The 17,518-nt window shown below is 60.3% G+C and carries 17 protein-coding genes; 6 read left to right on the top strand and 11 right to left on the bottom strand.

The features are described from left to right. The first annotated feature begins 7 nt into the window (after positions 1-7). The 4 genes from CPA42_RS00245 to CPA42_RS00260 are packed head-to-tail and all read left to right on the top strand — an operon-like array spanning position 8 to position 3,862. Positions 8-220, top strand: coding sequence for a hypothetical protein (locus CPA42_RS00245; RefSeq protein ID WP_002515840.1), 213 nt, complete (start codon positions 8-10; stop codon positions 218-220). Beyond that, complete coding sequence (locus CPA42_RS00250) at positions 217-597, top strand: TadE/TadG family type IV pilus assembly protein (RefSeq protein ID WP_002518579.1); 381 nt, start codon at positions 217-219, stop codon at positions 595-597. Before CPA42_RS00245 ends, CPA42_RS00250 begins: the two co-directional genes overlap by 4 nt. Beyond that, entirely contained in the window at positions 594-1,103 is a 510-nt protein-coding gene (locus tag CPA42_RS00255; protein ID WP_002515752.1) for a TadE/TadG family type IV pilus assembly protein, read from the top strand. The genes CPA42_RS00250 and CPA42_RS00255 overlap by 4 nt, the downstream gene beginning before the upstream one ends. Next, positions 1,100-3,862, top strand: coding sequence for a LysM peptidoglycan-binding domain-containing protein (locus CPA42_RS00260; protein WP_002515720.1), 2,763 nt, complete (start codon positions 1,100-1,102; stop codon positions 3,860-3,862). Before CPA42_RS00255 ends, CPA42_RS00260 begins: the two co-directional genes overlap by 4 nt. Positions 3,863-3,908: 46 nt before the next feature. Here CPA42_RS00260 and CPA42_RS00265 read toward each other — a convergent pair whose 3' ends face one another. Continuing rightward, complete coding sequence (locus tag CPA42_RS00265; protein WP_002518581.1) at positions 3,909-5,306, bottom strand: MFS transporter; 1,398 nt, start codon at positions 5,304-5,306, stop codon at positions 3,909-3,911. Between the two features lie 276 nt (positions 5,307-5,582). Between CPA42_RS00265 and CPA42_RS00270 the strand changes: the two genes are divergently transcribed. Together CPA42_RS00270 and CPA42_RS00275 are read left to right on the top strand one after the other, a co-directional pair. Beyond that, on the top strand, positions 5,583-7,331 hold the full coding sequence (locus tag CPA42_RS00270) for a formate--tetrahydrofolate ligase (RefSeq protein ID WP_002518582.1): 1,749 nt from the start codon (positions 5,583-5,585) through the stop codon (positions 7,329-7,331). A gap of 105 nt (positions 7,332-7,436) precedes the next feature. After that, the gene (locus CPA42_RS00275) at positions 7,437-7,850 is read left to right on the top strand and encodes a hypothetical protein (RefSeq protein ID WP_002515819.1); all 414 of its coding nucleotides are present in this window, start codon (positions 7,437-7,439) and stop codon (positions 7,848-7,850) included. On the opposite strand, the gene CPA42_RS00280 is transcribed toward CPA42_RS00275, so the two are convergent. The 10 genes from CPA42_RS00280 to CPA42_RS00330 form a co-directional block, all read right to left on the bottom strand. After that, a complete protein-coding gene (locus tag CPA42_RS00280) occupies positions 7,847-8,368 on the bottom strand; it encodes a hypothetical protein (RefSeq protein ID WP_002518583.1) in 522 nt (173 codons plus the stop codon). The two genes, CPA42_RS00275 and CPA42_RS00280, sit on opposite strands and share 4 nt — an antisense overlap. Positions 8,369-8,392: 24 nt before the next feature. Then, positions 8,393-9,067 (bottom strand): RNA polymerase sigma factor, encoded by a 675-nt coding sequence (locus tag CPA42_RS00285; protein ID WP_002515890.1) that lies wholly within the window; start codon positions 9,065-9,067, stop codon positions 8,393-8,395. A gap of 197 nt (positions 9,068-9,264) precedes the next feature. Then, on the bottom strand, positions 9,265-11,736 hold the full coding sequence (locus CPA42_RS00290; protein ID WP_002515849.1) for an ABC transporter permease: 2,472 nt from the start codon (positions 11,734-11,736) through the stop codon (positions 9,265-9,267). Further along, a complete protein-coding gene (locus CPA42_RS00295; protein WP_002517383.1) occupies positions 11,736-12,770 on the bottom strand; it encodes an ABC transporter ATP-binding protein in 1,035 nt (344 codons plus the stop codon). The genes CPA42_RS00290 and CPA42_RS00295 overlap by 1 nt, the downstream gene beginning before the upstream one ends. A 107-nt stretch (positions 12,771-12,877) precedes the next feature. Continuing rightward, positions 12,878-13,534, bottom strand: a complete 657-nt coding sequence (locus CPA42_RS00305; protein ID WP_002515807.1) for a response regulator — start codon at positions 13,532-13,534, stop codon at positions 12,878-12,880. A gap of 18 nt (positions 13,535-13,552) precedes the next feature. Continuing rightward, positions 13,553-13,900, bottom strand: a complete 348-nt coding sequence (locus CPA42_RS13470) for a hypothetical protein (protein ID WP_002515869.1) — start codon at positions 13,898-13,900, stop codon at positions 13,553-13,555. Between the two features lie 3 nt (positions 13,901-13,903). Next, a complete protein-coding gene (locus tag CPA42_RS13660) occupies positions 13,904-14,101 on the bottom strand; it encodes a hypothetical protein (protein ID WP_002518584.1) in 198 nt (65 codons plus the stop codon). A 135-nt stretch (positions 14,102-14,236) separates the two neighbouring features. Beyond that, complete coding sequence (locus CPA42_RS00320) at positions 14,237-15,067, bottom strand: carbohydrate ABC transporter permease (protein ID WP_002518585.1); 831 nt, start codon at positions 15,065-15,067, stop codon at positions 14,237-14,239. Next, entirely contained in the window at positions 15,064-15,960 is an 897-nt protein-coding gene (locus CPA42_RS00325; RefSeq protein ID WP_002518586.1) for a carbohydrate ABC transporter permease, read from the bottom strand. Before CPA42_RS00325 ends, CPA42_RS00320 begins: the two co-directional genes overlap by 4 nt. Before the next feature lie 84 nt (positions 15,961-16,044). Further along, positions 16,045-17,349 (bottom strand): ABC transporter substrate-binding protein, encoded by a 1,305-nt coding sequence (locus CPA42_RS00330; protein ID WP_002525247.1) that lies wholly within the window; start codon positions 17,347-17,349, stop codon positions 16,045-16,047. Positions 17,350-17,518 lie beyond the last annotated feature (169 nt).

A 17,518-nucleotide genomic window follows, 5' to 3' on the forward strand; every position in this document is an offset into this window, starting at 1 on the left:
GGTGCGAATGACCAAGGAGGTCGCCATGAAACACGTCAATACCGTTGCTTCGGTCGTTCTGCCGATGATCGCGGGGATACCCCCTCTCGTCGAGAAACGCGACGAGAGAGGACTCAGCCAGTCAACCGAAAACGCCATCTTGTTAGTGGGGGCGGTCTCGATAGCGACGGTGGTTGTCACCGTGATCAAGGGCTATGTGTCGTCAAACTTGCCGAAATGAGTCGGGGTCGATCGGAGCATCGACAGTGCCGGGAGCGTGGAGTTTCCGAATCCCTTCAGTGGTCGCTGGTGTGGCCCGTCGTCCTGCTGGTAGTTGTTGCGGTCATTCAGATCGCGGTCGTCCTTCAGGCACGGGCTACCGTCACCGAAGCGGCTCGAGCAGCAGTTCGCGTCCAAGCTTTACGAGGTTCGCACGCCGGTGAAGCCGAGGCTACCGCGCGCGATGTCGCCCAGACCTCGAAGGTGACCGACGTCACCGTCACGGTGAGTACGACTGATTCTCTCGTCAGAGTCGATGTTGAAGGACGAGCCGCAGCGCTCTTTGGTGCTGTTGTCGCGGTGAGAGGGCATGCGGTCGCCGTCGAGGAGGGGACATGATCCGGCCTTTCCATGGGCGAGCGCTGTTGCCTCAAGACCGCATCGACCAGATACGGTATCGACGCTGCAACGCCTGCCAGAACAGACGCCATTGGTGCTGCCGGGGAGCGGTCGCGGTCGAAGCCGCACTGATCTTGCCCGCTCTGCTCATGATTGCCGCGGTGGCCACGGGAAGCTGGCGAATTTCTGAAGTAAAGGCCGACGCTCAATCGGCTGCCCAAGTCGCTGCACGGGCTGGGTCAGTAGCCTCGTCGGTTGGCGAGGGCATTGCGGTTGGGCAGCGCGTTGGTCTGGCTGAGTTGGCTGGCACCAGGTGCAGTAACCCCGCAATTGCTGTGGATTCATCTGACCTTACGCTTCCTGTCGGGTTCGCTGGCACCGCATCAGCACGAGTAAGTTGCACCATCAAACTGTCTGACCTTCTCGTCCCGGGAATGCCGGGGTCCTTCCACATCGAGTCGGTGGCCCACTCCACCCTCGACAGCCATCGGGAGCGATACTCATGAAGATCTCACCTGTCCGTGCCCGAATACACGGCGCCCTGGCCATGGTTGCCCTCCTCCTTCTGGTGGTGGGCTCCCCAGCCGCTCTCGTGGCATGGGGACACCTCGACGCCACCACCGTGTTGAGCCCAGCAGGATGGCTAGCCCCTGATGACGGGTCGATTTTCCTCACCGTTGTGACTGTGATCGGCTGGGCGGCTTGGACCGTATTCTGTGTCTGCGTCGTTGCCGAGGCCGTCGGAATGGCCACCAGCCAGCGTCATCACGTGAAGCTTCCTGGTCTAGGCGCGATCCAGGGGATTGCGGCAGGACTGCTGGTGGCAAGTCTGACCGTCCTGTCCCCGTTGACGCGATCAGCTGTCCCACCCGCTCCGGTATCGCTAGTGGCTACTGCGGCGGCTGCCCCGCAGCCTGCGCCTGAGGCTCAGGTGGACAGCGACTCTAGGCACGACGAGGACGTCATGACTGTCACAGTTGGCCCGCATGACGACCTGTGGACACTCGCCGAGACCTGGTATGGGGATGGCACTTCATGGCGACGCATCGTTGCTGCCAACCCCGATGTCGACGTTGATCATCTCGTCGTCGGTCAGCGACTCGCTCTTCCGGGAGCCACAGTGACCGTGCCCGCCGGGCACACTGGCGCCGGTCGCCCGATCGATACTGAGCAACTTAACCAGATCGCTCCCCCGTCGGAGATGTCGAAAATTCGGACCATCACGGTCGAGCAAGGAGACACCCTTAGCGGGATTGCTCAAACACAGTTGGGGGATGCATCGTCCTGGCCAGCAATCTGGCATCTCAACGAGGGGATCATCGCGGACCCCGACCACATCGAGCCAGGTTGGGAACTGGTCTTGCCGGACTCCCCAACTGTGGACAAGCGGGCATCTGACCAGCACACCAATGAGCAAGGCGGCAAGTGGGAAAAATCGACCCCTGCCGAGACTCCGACCACCGAGAGCACTCCGCCCGTGCTACCTGAAGGGGGTGGCGACACCACGGCCACCGTAAATGAGACGAAAGTCGAACCTCACACGGCTGCCGGGGCGGACCAGGAAGTGAGTGTGGCTGAGGTCGGGCAAAGCCCGGCCGAGATACTTCGGACCGCATTAGCTGGCCTGAGCTTGTTCCTGGCAGGTGGGGTCGCTGGAACAGTCACAACTCGACGCCGGCAGCAGCTTTTCACCCGGCCTCTCGGCAGACGCATACCGCCAGTATCTGGAGAGCCCCGGCGGGCCAAGCGTGTTCTTGACGCCGCCGCAGATCAGCTCGACGAGTCCGCGTCATCGCGGGACACCGCTGCTCTTGCCATGACGCCGACCACCGTCGTGTTGGGAACATGTGACCCTCAGACGCCGGTCGTGGTGGACCTAGCCGATGTTGGCGGGGTACTAGCGGTTAATGCCGCCAGAGACCTGGCTACGGCGATGGTTGCCTCGATCAGCCTGTCCCTTGTTGCGGCGCCGTGGAGCGGCGGAATTGACATCGTAGCGGTGGGTGAGGATCTTGCCTGGCTGGCACATACCGGCAGTGACGATGTCCAACTCGCTGATGAGGACGAGGTTGTCGAGGGGTTAGCTGGTCTTTCCAACGAAGCCAGCGAGTATCCCGCGACGATTACCAGGGTTGTCCTCTCCTTAAGCCCCCTCAACCTTCCGAGCCCGGCCTCCCTTGCTGCAGCGGGCATCGTCATCGTCATGCCCGGGGTAGGCGGCCAAAAGATTACCGTCACCGACTGCGATCATGCGGAGTTCCACGGCCAGTCGTTTACCCCACAGATCGTCACCTCTCCGATGCGTCGTGCTGTTGTGGAATTGCTTGAGACTACCGCTCGGTCTGATACGGAGCCCGCTCCGTGGTGGGAGCCGCGGCGAGGCGATGAGGAGGGATCCGATCCTCCGCCGGTGATGGACAAGCCCTGCGCTGTGCTGCCACCCAGTGATGCCCATCTGACCGTCGAGGAGGAAACCGTGCTGACGTCGACTATGACGAGTGATGTTGCCCACCTGCCTGCCACCGGTGGACAGGTGCCGTCGCCCATATTGCGGCTTCTCGGCCCGGTTGACCTGTTGGGGGCTCGGGGAAATCCGCCGACGAAGGCTCGACGTCAATGCTTGGAGTACTGCGCCTGGCTGCTGTGCCATCCAGGAGCTCGCTCGGTGCAGATGGCTGACGCACTCATGGTTGCCGAGCCGACCCGGCGCTCCAATGTCTCCCGGCTACGCCGTTGGCTCGGCACCGACGACGCCGGTCGCGCCTATCTTCCGGAGGGATACGACGGTTCATTGCGCCTCGCAGACGCAGTGACAAGTGACTGGGAAAGGCTCGAGCTGTTGGTTTCTGGGGGAGTATCGACGGCTCCGCTAGCCAATCTTGTGAGCGCCCTTGACCTCGTTCGTGGGGCTCCTTTGGCCGATGCCGCACCCGGCCAATGGCACTGGGCCGAGGAATGGCGGATCGACATGATCCAGATGGTTCGCGACATCGGGGTCGAGGTAGCCCGACGAGCTATGGAGATAAGAGACGTTGAGCTGGCATCTCGGGCCCTTGCCAGGGCCACCGTCGCCTGTCCCGAGGACGAGGTGTTGTTAGTGGCCCGCATCAAACTGGCTGACGAGCTCGACGATCGTGGTGAAGTCGAGAGGCTGGTCTACGTGCTGTCTCGTCAGGCCCGACGGCTTGGCGTGGACTTGTCAGAGGAAACCATCACCGTTTTACAGGAGGTGATGGAAGGTCACGCCCGAGCCAGGGTGGTCTGAGGGCATCTACTAACTATTAGTCGAGGAGCGACGCCCGTGCATGGCGTCATTCTTCGGGGTTAGCGGCGGGCAACCCACCGAGGGCACTACCTTTGTCGAAGACATCGTTACCATGGGCCCGGGTAGTTAGCGCGAAGACCACAGCCACCACGGCGTAGGCGATGGCCAGGCCGACTATGTGTGGGCCGGACAGTCCCTGGATAGGCAGCACCAATGCAGCCAAAGCTGAACCTGCCACGAACATCGCGTTGTACACCATGTCGTAAGCGATGAACACACGGCCCTTGTAACCGTCAGTGATGTGTGCCTGGCAAATGGTGTCGACACCGGCCTTGAGAGACTGGGCGAATAGCCCGACGAAAAAGCCAGCCACGAGCAGACCCCAACGGTTCGGGGTGGCGCCTGGGAAAGCCTGGATGACTGCGGTCGCGGTGAGGAGGGCCATAAGGGCACGACGCATTCCTAGCCGATGCACCAACACGGGCATGAAGCCTGCCGAGAGCACGAAGCCGGCCCCCATAGCTACGGCCCATACGGTCATGTCTGCCATGGCTCCGTTGATGTCAGACTGCACGTGGAATCGGTTACGGTACCCCAAGATCATCGCCACCGAATACACCCCGAACAGCACCCGCTGGGCGCCAATCAGCGTGAGGGAGTGCCCCACCAGTGGCACTTTCCCTAGGTAGCGGAACCCATCCACCACATCCCCAGCCACCGCTCTCATCGTCCGAGAACGATCCACCGGTGGCGGCCCAAGCTCCCGACGTGAAAACTGCAGCCCCAAGGCGACCGAAACTGCGAAGAGGGCTGCGGAAATACAGAAAATGATCGTATCGGCGTGGTGTACAGGGATATGGCGTCCGGCAATCATGCGCACTGCTGCTGCAACAACGGCACCAATCATGAGCCCGAGCGGGCCAATCGTCGGCATGATCGACGACGCCGTCAGGTAGTCGCGCTTGTCGATGGTGTACTCCAACCCAGCGACCAAGGCGGTGAGCAAGAACCGGTTCAGGCTCATCGCGATGAGTAACCCGATGAGCAAGGCCAGGTGGGAGGGTTTATCGCGCGCACCATTCCAGACCAAGATCCCCAGCCCGACCGCAATGAGGCAGCGCAGACCATCGGTATAGACGAGGATGCGCTGACGCGACCAACGGTCGAGTACAACGGAGACGAAGGGGCCAATGATGCTGAAGGGCAGCAAGGTGATAGCCAGCACCATGGCGATCGACCACGCGTCAGGCTGCTGCTCGGGGGAGAGCAAAACGTAGGAAGCCATCCCGACCTGAAGGGTGCCGTCAGCCGCCTGGGTAGCTACACGAACCCCGAGAATCTTCCGGAAGTCGCGGCGTCGCCACAGGTGGCGCAGGTTCTGCCAGAACACATGGTCTCCTTCGGGCTGGCCTCTATCGATCCTAAAGGGTGAACCGAAGAACACTCGCGGGGGATCCACTTTAGCGGCCCTGCAAGGTTGGCCTCATCAATGAGGCTGCAAGGACGACGCAGCAGGACCGGAAATACCCCTACCTGCGGGCGAAGTACCACGTGGACGGTTGCCATAGCTCGGGGCTCTCGGCGCTTTTGTTACGGAAGTTTGCTCGGCTCCTATGTCCGCGACCTCGAGGAGAAATCAGAATCTCGGTGACATGTGATGGCAGCGGAACGCTACGCTGCTGTGGCGTCAGGTGAGCGTTGGTAACGGTCCGGGCCGGCCATGATGCGCACAGGTATGCAAAGAGGTGTCCAACACGTCATGATTGGAGCTATGACAATGAAGTCGGATCTTGAAATTGCTCGCGAGGCCCACCTTGACCCCATCGAGAAGGTTGCAGCCCGGGCAGGCATTGATGAGAAATACCTGGAGCCCTATGGGCGCGGCGTCGCGAAGGTGGACCTCGATGTCGTCACACACAACAGGGATCATTCTTGCGGTAAATACGTCGTCGTCACGGCCATGACTCCCACGCCTCTTGGTGAGGGCAAAACGACCACCGCTGTTGGTCTAGCCCAGGGCCTAGAGAAGATCGGCAAACATAGCGTGCTGGCCCTACGCCAGCCGTCGATGGGCCCAACTTTCGGAATCAAGGGCGGTGCCGCTGGCGCTGGATACTCCCAGGTGCTGCCGATGGAGAAGCTCAATTTGCACCTGACTGGTGACTTCCATGCCATTGGAGCGGCCCACAACCTGCTTGCCGCCATGATCGACAACCATCTGCACCAGGGCAACGAGCTCGACATTGAACCTCACTCGATCTCGTGGCGTCGCGTCGTCGATATCAATGACCGTGCCCTGCGCAACACCATTGTTGGTCTTGGATCGAGGGTCGACGGCGTCCCCCGCGAGACCGGATTCGATATCACCGCGGCTAGCGAGGTTGGCGTCATCCTGTCCTTGGCCACCTCCTTGTCCGACCTGCGTGCTCGCCTGGGGCGTATCGTCATCGGCTATAACCGCTCCAAAGAGCCAGTCAGCGCCGAGGATCTGCACGCCGCCGGATCGATGGCCGTCATTCTTAAAGACGCCCTCAAGCCAAACCTATTACAAACTACCGAGAACAGCCCGGTGCTCGTTCACGCCGGCCCCTTTGGCAATATCGCCACCGGTAACTCCTCGGTCATCGCAGACCGCGTCGGTATCGGTTGCGGCGATTACTTGCTCACCGAGGCCGGATTCGGTGCTGACATGGGAGCTGAGCGGTTCTTCAACATCAAATGCCGCATCGGTGGGATGCGCCCCGACGCTGCCGTCCTCGTCGCCACCGTGCGTGCCCTCAAAACCCACGCCGGTCGCTACAAAGTCATCCCCGGAAAGCCCCTGCCCCCGGCAATGCTGGAGGACAACCCTGACGACGTGCTCGCTGGTGCTGCCAATCTGCGCAAACACATCGAGATTGTGCGTGAGTTCGGCGTCTCCCCGATTGTGGCTCTCAACGTTTTCCCGACCGATCATCCCGATGAGATCGATGCCGTCCGTAAAGTCGCTGAGGCCGCCGGAGCCCATTTCGCCTCTTCGACCCATGTCGTCGATGGCGGTGACGGTGCCGTCGACCTGGCTCACGCGGTCGTGGCAGCCTGTGACCACAAGGCCGACTTCCGCTACACCTACGACCTTGGGGACTCTCTAGTCGAGAAACTGACCAAGGTTGCTACCAAGGTTTATGGGGCTGACGGAATCGACATCGCCCCAGCGGCAGCCAAGGAGCTGGCCCACTTCGAGGATCTCGGCTACGGCACATTCCCGGTTGTCATCGCGAAGACCCACCTATCCCTGTCCCATGACCCATCCCTCAAGGGCGCCCCGACCGGATGGCGGTTGCCTGTGCGCGAGGTGAGGGCCGCCGTCGGAGCTGGATACATCTACGCGATCTGCGGCGACATGCGCACCATGCCGGGCTTGGGCCGTCACCCGGCCGCCGAGAGGATAGATATCGACGATAACGGCGAAACCATCGGACTGTTCTGACGTCAACGGTTCGGGGGCGCGCAGTGGTGCCGCGTCCCCGAGCTGGTTCCAACCATCGGCGTTGTGTAACGCCTCCGGACAACACAGTTCAGGCTTGTTGCGGGGATGCCGTACCCTCAACTCGTGACCAGCAAACGTGCCGAGGATGCCCGCCTCCGTATCGAGTTTGAGGAGAGAGCGCGCCGTCAGGAGGCTGTTCAGGCCCAGCGACTCATCGATGACTTCCTCGTCATGGCTCGCGCTCAGGGGATGACACCAGTGCCGCTGCGCGCTCAACTTATGGACGGCCACGAGGCGCGCACTGACAAACGAGGCTGGTACCTCAACGCCAAGCATTCCCTCGCCATCGGAGAAAACGGGGAGTACTACCACCTCGTCGTCACCGGTGGCTTCGCTGAGCGACTGCGCGGGGTCAAGCTTCACCCTTCCCTGCCCCCGATGCATATTGGCAGAGGCGGTCGCGACGGTGAGACTGGAGAACTTAAAGAGTTCCTGACGTGGCTGATTGACTCTCGTTAGGCTTCGACGGCGGCCGGGGCGTGACGCTGACCACCTAGTCGACGGCGTCTCTTGGACCTCAAGTAGTCACGTCCGAACCATGCCGTCATAATGACGGCGCTGGCGAGGAATCCCCAAGGAATGAGACGCAAGCCCAGGATGGTGTGGTCACGCACCGTCACGATGGCGTCATCCGGATGGTTCGGTGTGGCTCGGATCACTAGATCGACCTTCTGACCCACGTGGTATTTCTTGATGTCACGGTAGGGGTTCGACCAGACCGTATCCGTCGCCCCGTCGTAGGTGTACGAAATGAGCGCAACATTGCCGCCCTCGGCATGCATGAGGTACTTGGTAGCACCGGTACTGACGGAGTGGTGCGAGTAGACAGCTGTCACGGTTCCCTGGATGATCTGGCCATCATGGATGAAATTGTCGCTGCGGTCAGCTAGCACGAAGTACAAGCCTCCCACAGTCACGAGATAGATCACCCCGAGCAGAGCCATGACACGCTTGAACTTCGTCACAGCGAACAGCATACGTCGCACGCATCGCAACCTCATTCACGACGCGGCGAGCAACTCGTCACGATGCTGCCTCATGGCCCGGCTCGCCCGAGAGCATCGAGCTCGCACCGCTGTAGGGCTGGTGTTATGACGTTGTGCGGCGGTAGTGCAATCCAATGCCTCCACCCACACACTACGCAATACTGGCGCGCTTGTCGGAGTGATGATTCCGAGCTCCTCAGCTGCACTGAGCAAGTCCGACGCCACCTGCCCTGGTTCTTGCATCTCTGGTGCGCTGATGTCGATTGATTCGGCAGGGGTTTCTGGGCTGCTGTGCTGGCGTCGAGATGAAATGGCATGTAGACAGTCCAAGGCCACATTTGTGCACACCTTGTTAGTACGGGACAACGGGAAAGTGACGATAACTACCCAGGCCTCGCCGATGTAGTCATCGAGACAGGCCTGATGATCACGATTGGCGATCGTGACCAGGGTAGGAAGAATCGCCTGAATCAGCGCCATCCCGGCGAATTCGGATGTCTGACCGGCCCCGCTGCGGGCGGCGATAAGGGCGCGAAGTGCGGCAGCGTCGTCTTGACGCAGCCGTTGGGGAAGATCCTCTGGGTAGCACCCGCGGCAGATTAAGTCGGTGCGCCACGGGGCGCTGGGTTGGGAGCACAACTCTTGCCAGAGGGAACGGAGGCGGCGGGGTGTAGTGGACGTGAAGGTCATGGCAGCACCTTTCGGATGGGCGATGCCCTAAGCCCATCGAAGTGGTGTTGTCTGCGGTGTTGTCCGCATCCGTGTAGGTGTTGCCCTTTCCTACACCGGTGTTGCCTCTATCTCGTCTGGTGTTGTCCGATGAATCGCTGCGAAAACCGGCCGTGCCCCGAAGGACACGGCCGGTTCACGGCTTCCCGCACAAGGTCTCACTCGTCGGCGAGCGCCTCGGTTGGAATCGCTTTGGCGGCTCGTCTGCCCGGCAACACCGAGGCCAGGCATGCCGCCACCAGGCAGATCGCGATGAGACTGAGGGTCCATGGCCAATCGATCGAGAAGTGCACAGGGATGGTGTCCGAGGCGACGCGGAACACCGACCGAATGCCCAGCCAGGCGAAGTAGAACCCAGCAACTATTCCCACGATGACGCCGGCCATTCCGACCTGGATCGATTCGTACAGCAGCATCAACCTCAATCCACGCCGCTGCATGCCCATAGCCCGCAACAGCGCAGATTCCCGACGCCGCTCCAGCACGGACAGGCTCAAGGTATTGGCCACGCCGATGAGGGCGATGAGCACCGCCACACCGAGCAGGGCCGTCATCACCATCAGCAGGACCTTGAGGATCAGCTCGACGATTCCGCCGATGAGGGCGCCTCCACCGATGTCCATATGCTGCGAACTACTGCTCGACATGGACATCATCACCGTCAGAGTGGAGGCCAAATTGCTGCGGTCGTCCAGGTGGACCCAGATGGACTGGTCAGTCACGGAAGGCACGATCCTCTTCAAGTCCTCTTGATTGACCACGACGTCGCCTTCAGAAAGCCCGTGGACCTTCGTGACCTTGAGAGTCACTTTGCCTTTGGAAGAGGTGAAGGTCATAGTCTGCGGCGGGTTGTCTATGGAAGTTATCAGTGCGACCCCCGGCTTCATCTCCTTGGCGATGGAGGGTGCCACCTTGGCGATCTCGTCAGGGTTTCCGGACAACATATGGGCGTGAGGGGACAGATCACTCTCGGCGAACCCACCTTTGAGGACGATGGAGTCCTTGACGTTCGGCAGGTCCTGCACCGTCTTTAGGGCTGACGTGTCGAGCGTGCTCGCCGTCTCCTGGCCGGTATTTGGGTCGTAAGAGGGGCGGTTCGTGAGGGTGAGGTCGATCGGGAAGTGCTCGTTGATTTGGTCCATGACCGTCGTGCGCGTCGTCGAGATGCCCACCTGTAAGGTCACCGACAAACCGATAGCCAACATAAGGGCCACCGCAGTCAGAGAAGTGCGAGTCGGGTTGCGGTTGGCGTTTGAGGTTGATAGCCGTGCTGTGGGCCCGAGAGGTCGCAGCAGGAATCCCATGGCACGGATCAACCACGGCACGTACAGCGGGGTCGCGATGAGCAAAGTTAGAGACAGACACATTGCTGACAGAATTGCCATCGTGATGATTGATGTACCGGTTCCGACGATGGCCCCCACAGATAGCGCAATTCCAGCCACTGCAAGCAGGGAGCAGACGACGATCCTCGCAATACCGATGCGACGTTTCTGTTCCACGGTCGGTACTGGGCGCAGTGCCTCCAATGGTGCCACTCGAGTTGCCCGCAGTGCCGGCAGGAAGGCCGCCAACACAGTGATGACGATGCCGATGAGGAACTCGACGATAATGTCACCCCACGGCCAGGCTAACCCGAAGGCTAAAGCCCCGGTATAAGCCGTGCCGGCAACGGTCAACAGGATGCCAAGCACGACCCCCAGCATCGATCCAAGGACGCCGAGCACGATCGCCTCGGCGAGGACTCGTCGTCTCACTTGGCCGCTCGACGCTCCAACAGCCCTCATGAGGCCGATCTGGCGACGTCGCTGAGCCAACAGAATGAGAAAGGTCGTCGTGATAATAATCGCTCCCACTAACAGGGCGATAGCACCAAAGACCATAAGCATGTACTTGGTGACATCGAAGTCCTCAGTCAGACTATTGATGGTTTTCTTCTGGAAAGAGTCAGCCGTCGAGATCGTGGCGCCGGCGTCGTCTTTATTGAACTGCGGTGCGTCCTTAATCTTCGGCAGGGTCTTCTCGAGGTTGGTGACGAGTTGTCCCGGCGCCGTCCCATCCTTGGCCTTGACGACCCAGGTATCGGGGGTTTGGCCGGGAAGTTGGCCCACATAAGCCGGAGCAGTTTGCAGAGCCGAGGGGTCGTCGGTGATGCCGACCACCTTGAGGTCATGACCGCTGAACGCAACGGTATCGCCGATGCTGGCCTGGAGTCGCTTGGCAGCATCTTCGGACAGAGCGACCTCGTCGGCCTTCGACGGCCAGGACCCGTCCTTGACCGTCGACCAGCGGAAGGGCTCTGCCGGAACCTGGTGGAGGTCGATCATCACCGAATCATGTCCGTGGGCTGCCGGCATGGACGTCGACAGCACGGTGTCAACAGCCGCGACCCCCTGGGTTTCTTTGATAGTTCGGGTGACCTCATCGGGGTCGGCAACCGCTCCGCCGGTGTCGACGACAACGTCGGCCTTCGAGGTGGCAACGGCCTGTTCCTTGCCCAGCGCCACACCCTGGGTACGTACGAACATCGAGATACCAACGAGGAACCCAACCGACACTGCAATGGCAATGAGGGTTGCGACCAACCGACCGGGATGGTGACGCAGCTCTCTGAGAGCCTCAGTGAACATCAGCCCTCCAATCCGGCCATTGCCTCGCTCACCGATTCGGCGGTGGGGGAGGCAATGTCGTCGACGATGCGACCGTCTAACAACATGAGGGCGCGGTCGGCATAGGATGCGGCCTTTGCGTCGTGAGTGACCATGATGATCGTCTGCCCTAGATCGTCGACGCAGTGGCGCAGATAACCCAGGAGGTTTGCGCCTGACTTTGAGTCCAACGCACCGGTAGGTTCGTCAGCAAAGACGACGTGCGGTTTGGTGATCATGGCTCGGGCGCAAGCGACACGCTGCTGCTGGCCGCCCGACAGCTCCGAGGGACGATGCTTAAGCCGGTCGCTAATGCCCAGGCCGGTGATCAACTGGTCCCACAGCGCCCTGTCAGGCTTGCGTCCGGCCAAGTCCAGAGGAAGCAGGATGTTTTCCTCAGCGGTGAGCATCGGCAGCAGGTTGAACGACTGGAAGATGAACCCGACATTGTCGCGGCGCAGAGTCGTCAGCTTGGCATCAGGAAGATTCGAAATCTCCATACCAGCCAGGAATACCTGCCCTGAGGTTATGCGATCCAAGCCAGCCAGGCAGTGCATGAGAGTTGACTTGCCAGATCCCGACGGTCCCATGATCGCGGTGAAGGTGCCGCGGGTGAAGCGAACGCTAATTGAATTCAGGGCGGTGACGCGGGTTTCCCCTTCTCCGAAGATCTTGGTGAGCTGCATGCCGGCTGCGGCGTCGGTCTCTATGGGAGTATTGAGGAGCCCAGGAGCGAGGCCACCGCGTTGGGCCGGGGTGGCGGTGTTAAAGGGGTGGGCAGGGAAAGGCTTGGCAGTGTGGGGCGGCTGAGGAGCCGGTGCCTGTAGTCCCCAGGGCTGACCTAGTTCCCGATCCTGCTCACCGATAGGTCGCAACGAGTCACCGCTCCACTCCGATGAGGTGCCATATCGGGGTGGCTCGAAAGATCCTGGCTCGCTCGGGATCGCATGGTCCAGCGAGTGCTGGGGTTCGTCAGATTCGTAAGGTCGGTCGTGGTCGCTCATGATGCCTTTCATGGTTCCCGAAGAGGGTATCGACTAGTAGCCGACACCCCCTCACGCCTTAGGTGACGTGAAAAAGACGGACGTTTATGATGCCCAGTATTGAGTACGGATTAGGTATCTCAAAGAAGGCCGACCTCATGGGCAAACAGCACGAGGCCAACCCGGTCGCGGCACTCTAATTTCGATAGTAGTCGGCCGATGTGAGTTTTCACAGTTCCTTCTGCCATGTAGAGGGTCTGCGCGATTTCGGCGTTCGTCGCTCCCTTTGCAATCTCCACCAGCACTTCCTTCTCGCGATCTGTCAAGACCGACAGTCTCTTATCTGCGGCCTTGGGATCGTTAGGCAGGGTGGGGACGACGTGGTCGAGCAAGCGGCGGGTGGCCGATGGTGCGACGACAGCGTCGCCGTCAGCAACATTGCGGATAGCGCTCAGCAGTTCCGTGGGGCGGGCATCCTTGAGCAGGAACCCCGAGGCGCCGGCCTTGAGAGCGGCGTACACATACTCGTCGAGGTCAAAGGTGGTCAGAATCAGCACCTTGGTATCCAGTGGGGACGCCGTGATGCGTCGAGTGGCCTCGACACCGTCCATCTGCGGCATCCGGATGTCCATGAGGGCGACGTCGACAGGCATTCGACGTAGCACGTCAAGGGCCTCGAGGCCGTTTGACGCCTCCGAGACGACCTCCATGTCATCCTCGGATTCGATGAGCATACGAAACCCCGAACGGACCAGGGACTGGTCGTCGACGAGGATGACGCGAATCGGATCGGGCATGGCACCTCCAGTTGCTCGTCAGTCGAAGCTTACCGATCGCGTGCCGTGCAGGAATGTGTCGATCTCTGGATTCGCTGGGTCGTAATGGTCGCCGCACCAGGTCTCGGCGAATTGCTCTAGACGCTGATCGGTCGAGTGAAGAAGGAGGAACAGCGTCGCGCCGTGGGCAATCATGGCGAGCAAGACGAATGAGCGTGGTAGGTATAGCAAGAACGCGAGAACGAACAGGATGAGCGCAGGCCAGGTCATTCCACAGAACGCCATGATCGTCTTCTTGGCGATGGCAGCCTCCATCGCGTTGGCGTCAACCTTGCCGGTTAGTTTGGTGGGAAACGGACGCAATATCAGGCCGAGGATCAATGCCACAAGTCACGATGCAGCAGGGATGCCTAATGACTTGACGAGCGGTGTGTGGGATTCCGGGAGGATTACCCACGCATCCAGTCCGAAAAACCCAAGTGCCACAGCCACGGTGAGGAGCAGGATGTCCAGTTTTCTCGTGATGCCATGAGTTAACACAGCGTAATAGTATTTCATATCTCGATCATCCAGCGTCACACCGCACATGAATCGTAGTTCTTGCTGCGAGGCTGTGAATGACCACAGGCACGTTCTGGCGAACCTCAGCAACGAGAACCCCTGGGCGCGATGCGGTTTCGATCGACAGCGCTGCCGCCGTGGTTGGCCTCTCCTCGATGCGGCTTAACTCTTGACTGCTCCCTCCGAGATACCGGCGATGAGTTGCTTGGCACCGATGACAAACACGACGAGCAGTGGGACGACAGCAATGAGCGAAGAAGCCATGAGCATGCCGTAGTCGGTGCCGTGTGCCGTCTTGAGTTGGCTCAAGGCTACCTGCAGGGTCAGTTTGCTGGGATCGTTGAGGACGATAAGGGGCCACATGAAGTCATTCCACGAGCCGATGAAGGTGAAGATCCCCAAGAATGCCATGGCAGGACGAATAATCGGTAGGCACACGTGCACGTACTGGTGCCAGAACCCGCACCCATCTAGCGTGGCAGCCTCCAGCAGTTCCTTCGGGATGGCATTCGTAGCGTACTGTCGCAGCCAAAACACCCCGAACGAGCTGGCTAGGGAGGGCACGATGACGGCCTTGAGGTCGCCTACCCACCCGATCTTGCTCATGAGGACGAACTGCGGGATCGTCGCGAGTTGGGTGGGAAGCAAGAATGTCGCCAGGACAATCACGAAGAGCACGTTCCTGCCGGGAAAATCGAACTTGGCGAAGGCGAAAGCTGCCAGCGACGAGATGAGTAACACAAGTACCGACACCGTGGTCGCCACGAGAGCCGTGTTGGCCATAGCCGCCCAAATGTTGACCTTATCGGTGATGGTATGAACGTTCTCGCCCAGACGGTTGCCGGGGGTAAGGACCGGAGGATACTTGTAGATCACTGAGGATGGCCGGCTGGCTAGCACGAACATCCAGTAGAACGGGAATAGCGAGATCAGCCCGCCCAGAATGAGGAACAGGTGTCGGAAGAACGCCCCGATGTGCACCCGCCGTCTCATCGTGCCACCTTGCGATCATGCTCGCGGGTAACGAGCCAGTTAATGATCGAGAAGAACAGCACAACGACGAATACTCCCCAGGCGATCGTCGCTCCATAGCCGTATCGGTTCTCCTGAAAGGCCACTGAGTAGAAGTAGAGCACCATCGTCAAACCGGAATTGTTCACCCCGCCTGCCGAGGCCGCCCCGGCGGACTGAGAACTCGTGAGCACCTGCGCCTCGGTGAAGCTCTGCAACGAACCGATCGTCGACATGAGGGTGATGAACAAGACGATGGCACGAAGTTGGGGCAAGGTGACATGGAAGAACGTCTGCCACCCGTTGGCCCCGTCAATGGCAGCCGCCTCATACTGCGTCTTGTCGATGGCTTGCAGACCGGCGAGGATGAGCAGTGCGTTATAGCCGACGAATGACCACACTGTCAGGGACGAGATGGCGATCTTGATGCCCCACTCGTTTTGCAACCAGGCGATATTTTCCTGACCTAGCAAGTTGCGCACGGCGTTGGCCAGGCCGAACTGGCTGGAGAAAATCGAGCTGAACAAGATTCCCATAGCCACCATGGACGTGATATTCGGGACCAAGTAAATGACCCGATAGGTCGTAGAGAACCGCATCGTCTTGTTCAGCATGAGGGCGACGATCGTGGCAATGATGAGTGTCGGGATCGTGCCCATCGCCCACAGAATAAGCGTGGTGCCCAGCGACTTGTAGAACAGGTGGTCGCTGATGAGATAGGTGAAATTCTCTAAACCGACGAAATGGGCACTCCCCAAGCCTGACCAGTCAGTGAAGGCTAGTAGCAGGGTAAAGATCATCGGTATAGCGGCGAAGACAAGGAAAAAGAAGAAATACGGACTCAAAGCGGCATAGATCGGCAAAGCCTTGCGCATTCGCCGACCCACGGACGGGTGATGCAGCTCGTCCGTGGGCGTGGCGGTGACGGTATGTGGTGAACTCATCTCGGTACAGACGCCTCACCTGACGGTGAGATGCAGTTGCCTGGCGATGCGCTTAGCCTCGGAGACGGCATCGTGCCAGGCAGTTTCCGGATTCTTTCCCGAGGATTCGACCCGCTCGAGCTGGGCCGCAAACGGGGCGGAGACGGCGCCGGAGTTCGAGTCCTCGAAGAGCGGACGTACCGACTCGGCAGCCTTGCCGAAGACCTTCGCCGCATGCTGACCGCCAAGGAAGTCCACTGGACCCGAGACTTTCGGATCGTCGTAGGCTTTCGGGGAGACGGGGAAGTTGCCATTGTGGACGTACTCGCGTATCTGGGACTTTACGCTGAGCAGCTCGCGGATCGCGGCAAAGGATGCCTTGGGATCCGAGGCGCCGGCCGGGATAGACAGGAATGAGCCTCCCTGGTTGATAGCCGGGCCAGGGTGGGCGCACACCCGCCACTTTCCTTTCGTTTGGGGGGCATCAACCATGAGGTCAGCCAGGTGCCAGGAGGCACCGAAATCGGCAGGCAAACGTCCCTCGTTGACAGCGGCTGCGGCGTCGGAGGTGTCGGACTGGATCGTAGCGATGATGCCGGCCTTGAGTGCCTTGACGGTGATGTCCCACGCGTTGCGAATGTGGTCCTGGTCACCGATGAAGGTCTTCTTCTCGTCAATGAATCCCTTGCCCGACTGCGGCCAGATCGTGCCGAACAAACCAGCGGCGTTGCGCACTAGGTAGGTCTTCTTCTTGGCGGCTAACAACTTGGTACCGAACTCGATGAAGGCATCCCAGGTGGTCATCTGGGCGGCAACCTGGTCAGGATCGCTGGGAAGTTTGGCCTGCTCGAAGATGTCAGCCCGGTAGAACAGGGCTGTGGGACCGATGTCGGAGGGGATGCCCAGCTGCTTGCCGTCAGTGGTGGTCGCCTGGGCCCACTTCCAGCCCAGGTAGTCGGACTCGATGTCTTTGGCGCCGAGAGTATTGAGGTCAACAAAGTACCCAGCGTGGTCACGGAAGAACGCGATGTCCTCACCCTTGACGCCGGTAAGGTCGGGTAGCCCGGAGCCCGCAGTGAAGGTCGTTGTGAGCTTCTGCTTGAAATCGCCGCCGATGATGTCCTGACGCACGTTATAAGACGGCTGCGCTTTGGCGACGGTAGCTAACGTCTGCTTGTCGAAGCCTTCTGGCCACATCCATAGGACGAGCTTCTTAGCGTCACCGGCGTCCGTATCGGACTTGGGCTCGGTGGAGGTGGAGCATCCGGTCAACGCCGACACTCCCAACACGCCCAGCCCGGCGAAACCGCCGGAGAGCAGATGACGACGCGACAGATTCATGAGGTCCCTCCTTGGGTTGAACGGGAATCGTCACTGACAAAATCGCTCAATAATGTTCAGATGTCGGCGGGACGTGGGCCCGTCCCTTCGTGGTGCGAACGCCTTCTCGGGGAATATTTGGGGCTTGTGTACCCGCCAAGGATTCAGGGTGTCACGACTGTGTGCAACT

It is taken from the genome of Cutibacterium acnes (genome assembly GCF_003030305.1).
Lineage (GTDB): Bacteria > Actinomycetota > Actinomycetes > Propionibacteriales > Propionibacteriaceae > Cutibacterium > Cutibacterium acnes.

Coding starts and splice junctions, on each gene's coding strand:
- CPA42_RS00330 (WP_002525247.1), bottom strand. CDS start 17,349: ATGAATCTGTCGCGTCGTCATCTGCTCTCCGGCGGTTTCGCCGGGCTG.
- CPA42_RS00255 (WP_002515752.1), top strand. CDS start 594: ATGATCCGGCCTTTCCATGGGCGAGCGCTGTTGCCTCAAGACCGCATC.
- CPA42_RS00285 (WP_002515890.1), bottom strand. CDS start 9,067: ATGACCTTCACGTCCACTACACCCCGCCGCCTCCGTTCCCTCTGGCAA.
- CPA42_RS00280 (WP_002518583.1), bottom strand. CDS start 8,368: ATGCTGTTCGCTGTGACGAAGTTCAAGCGTGTCATGGCTCTGCTCGGG.
- CPA42_RS00290 (WP_002515849.1), bottom strand. CDS start 11,736: ATGTTCACTGAGGCTCTCAGAGAGCTGCGTCACCATCCCGGTCGGTTG.
- CPA42_RS00275 (WP_002515819.1), top strand. CDS start 7,437: ATGCCGTACCCTCAACTCGTGACCAGCAAACGTGCCGAGGATGCCCGC.
- CPA42_RS00305 (WP_002515807.1), bottom strand. CDS start 13,534: ATGCCCGATCCGATTCGCGTCATCCTCGTCGACGACCAGTCCCTGGTC.
- CPA42_RS00325 (WP_002518586.1), bottom strand. CDS start 15,960: ATGCGCAAGGCTTTGCCGATCTATGCCGCTTTGAGTCCGTATTTCTTC.
- CPA42_RS00250 (WP_002518579.1), top strand. CDS start 217: ATGAGTCGGGGTCGATCGGAGCATCGACAGTGCCGGGAGCGTGGAGTT.
- CPA42_RS00260 (WP_002515720.1), top strand. CDS start 1,100: ATGAAGATCTCACCTGTCCGTGCCCGAATACACGGCGCCCTGGCCATG.
- CPA42_RS00245 (WP_002515840.1), top strand. CDS start 8: ATGACCAAGGAGGTCGCCATGAAACACGTCAATACCGTTGCTTCGGTC.
- CPA42_RS00320 (WP_002518585.1), bottom strand. CDS start 15,067: ATGAGACGGCGGGTGCACATCGGGGCGTTCTTCCGACACCTGTTCCTC.
- CPA42_RS00295 (WP_002517383.1), bottom strand. CDS start 12,770: ATGAAAGGCATCATGAGCGACCACGACCGACCTTACGAATCTGACGAA.
- CPA42_RS13660 (WP_002518584.1), bottom strand. CDS start 14,101: ATGTGCGGTGTGACGCTGGATGATCGAGATATGAAATACTATTACGCT.
- CPA42_RS00270 (WP_002518582.1), top strand. CDS start 5,583: ATGATGCGCACAGGTATGCAAAGAGGTGTCCAACACGTCATGATTGGA.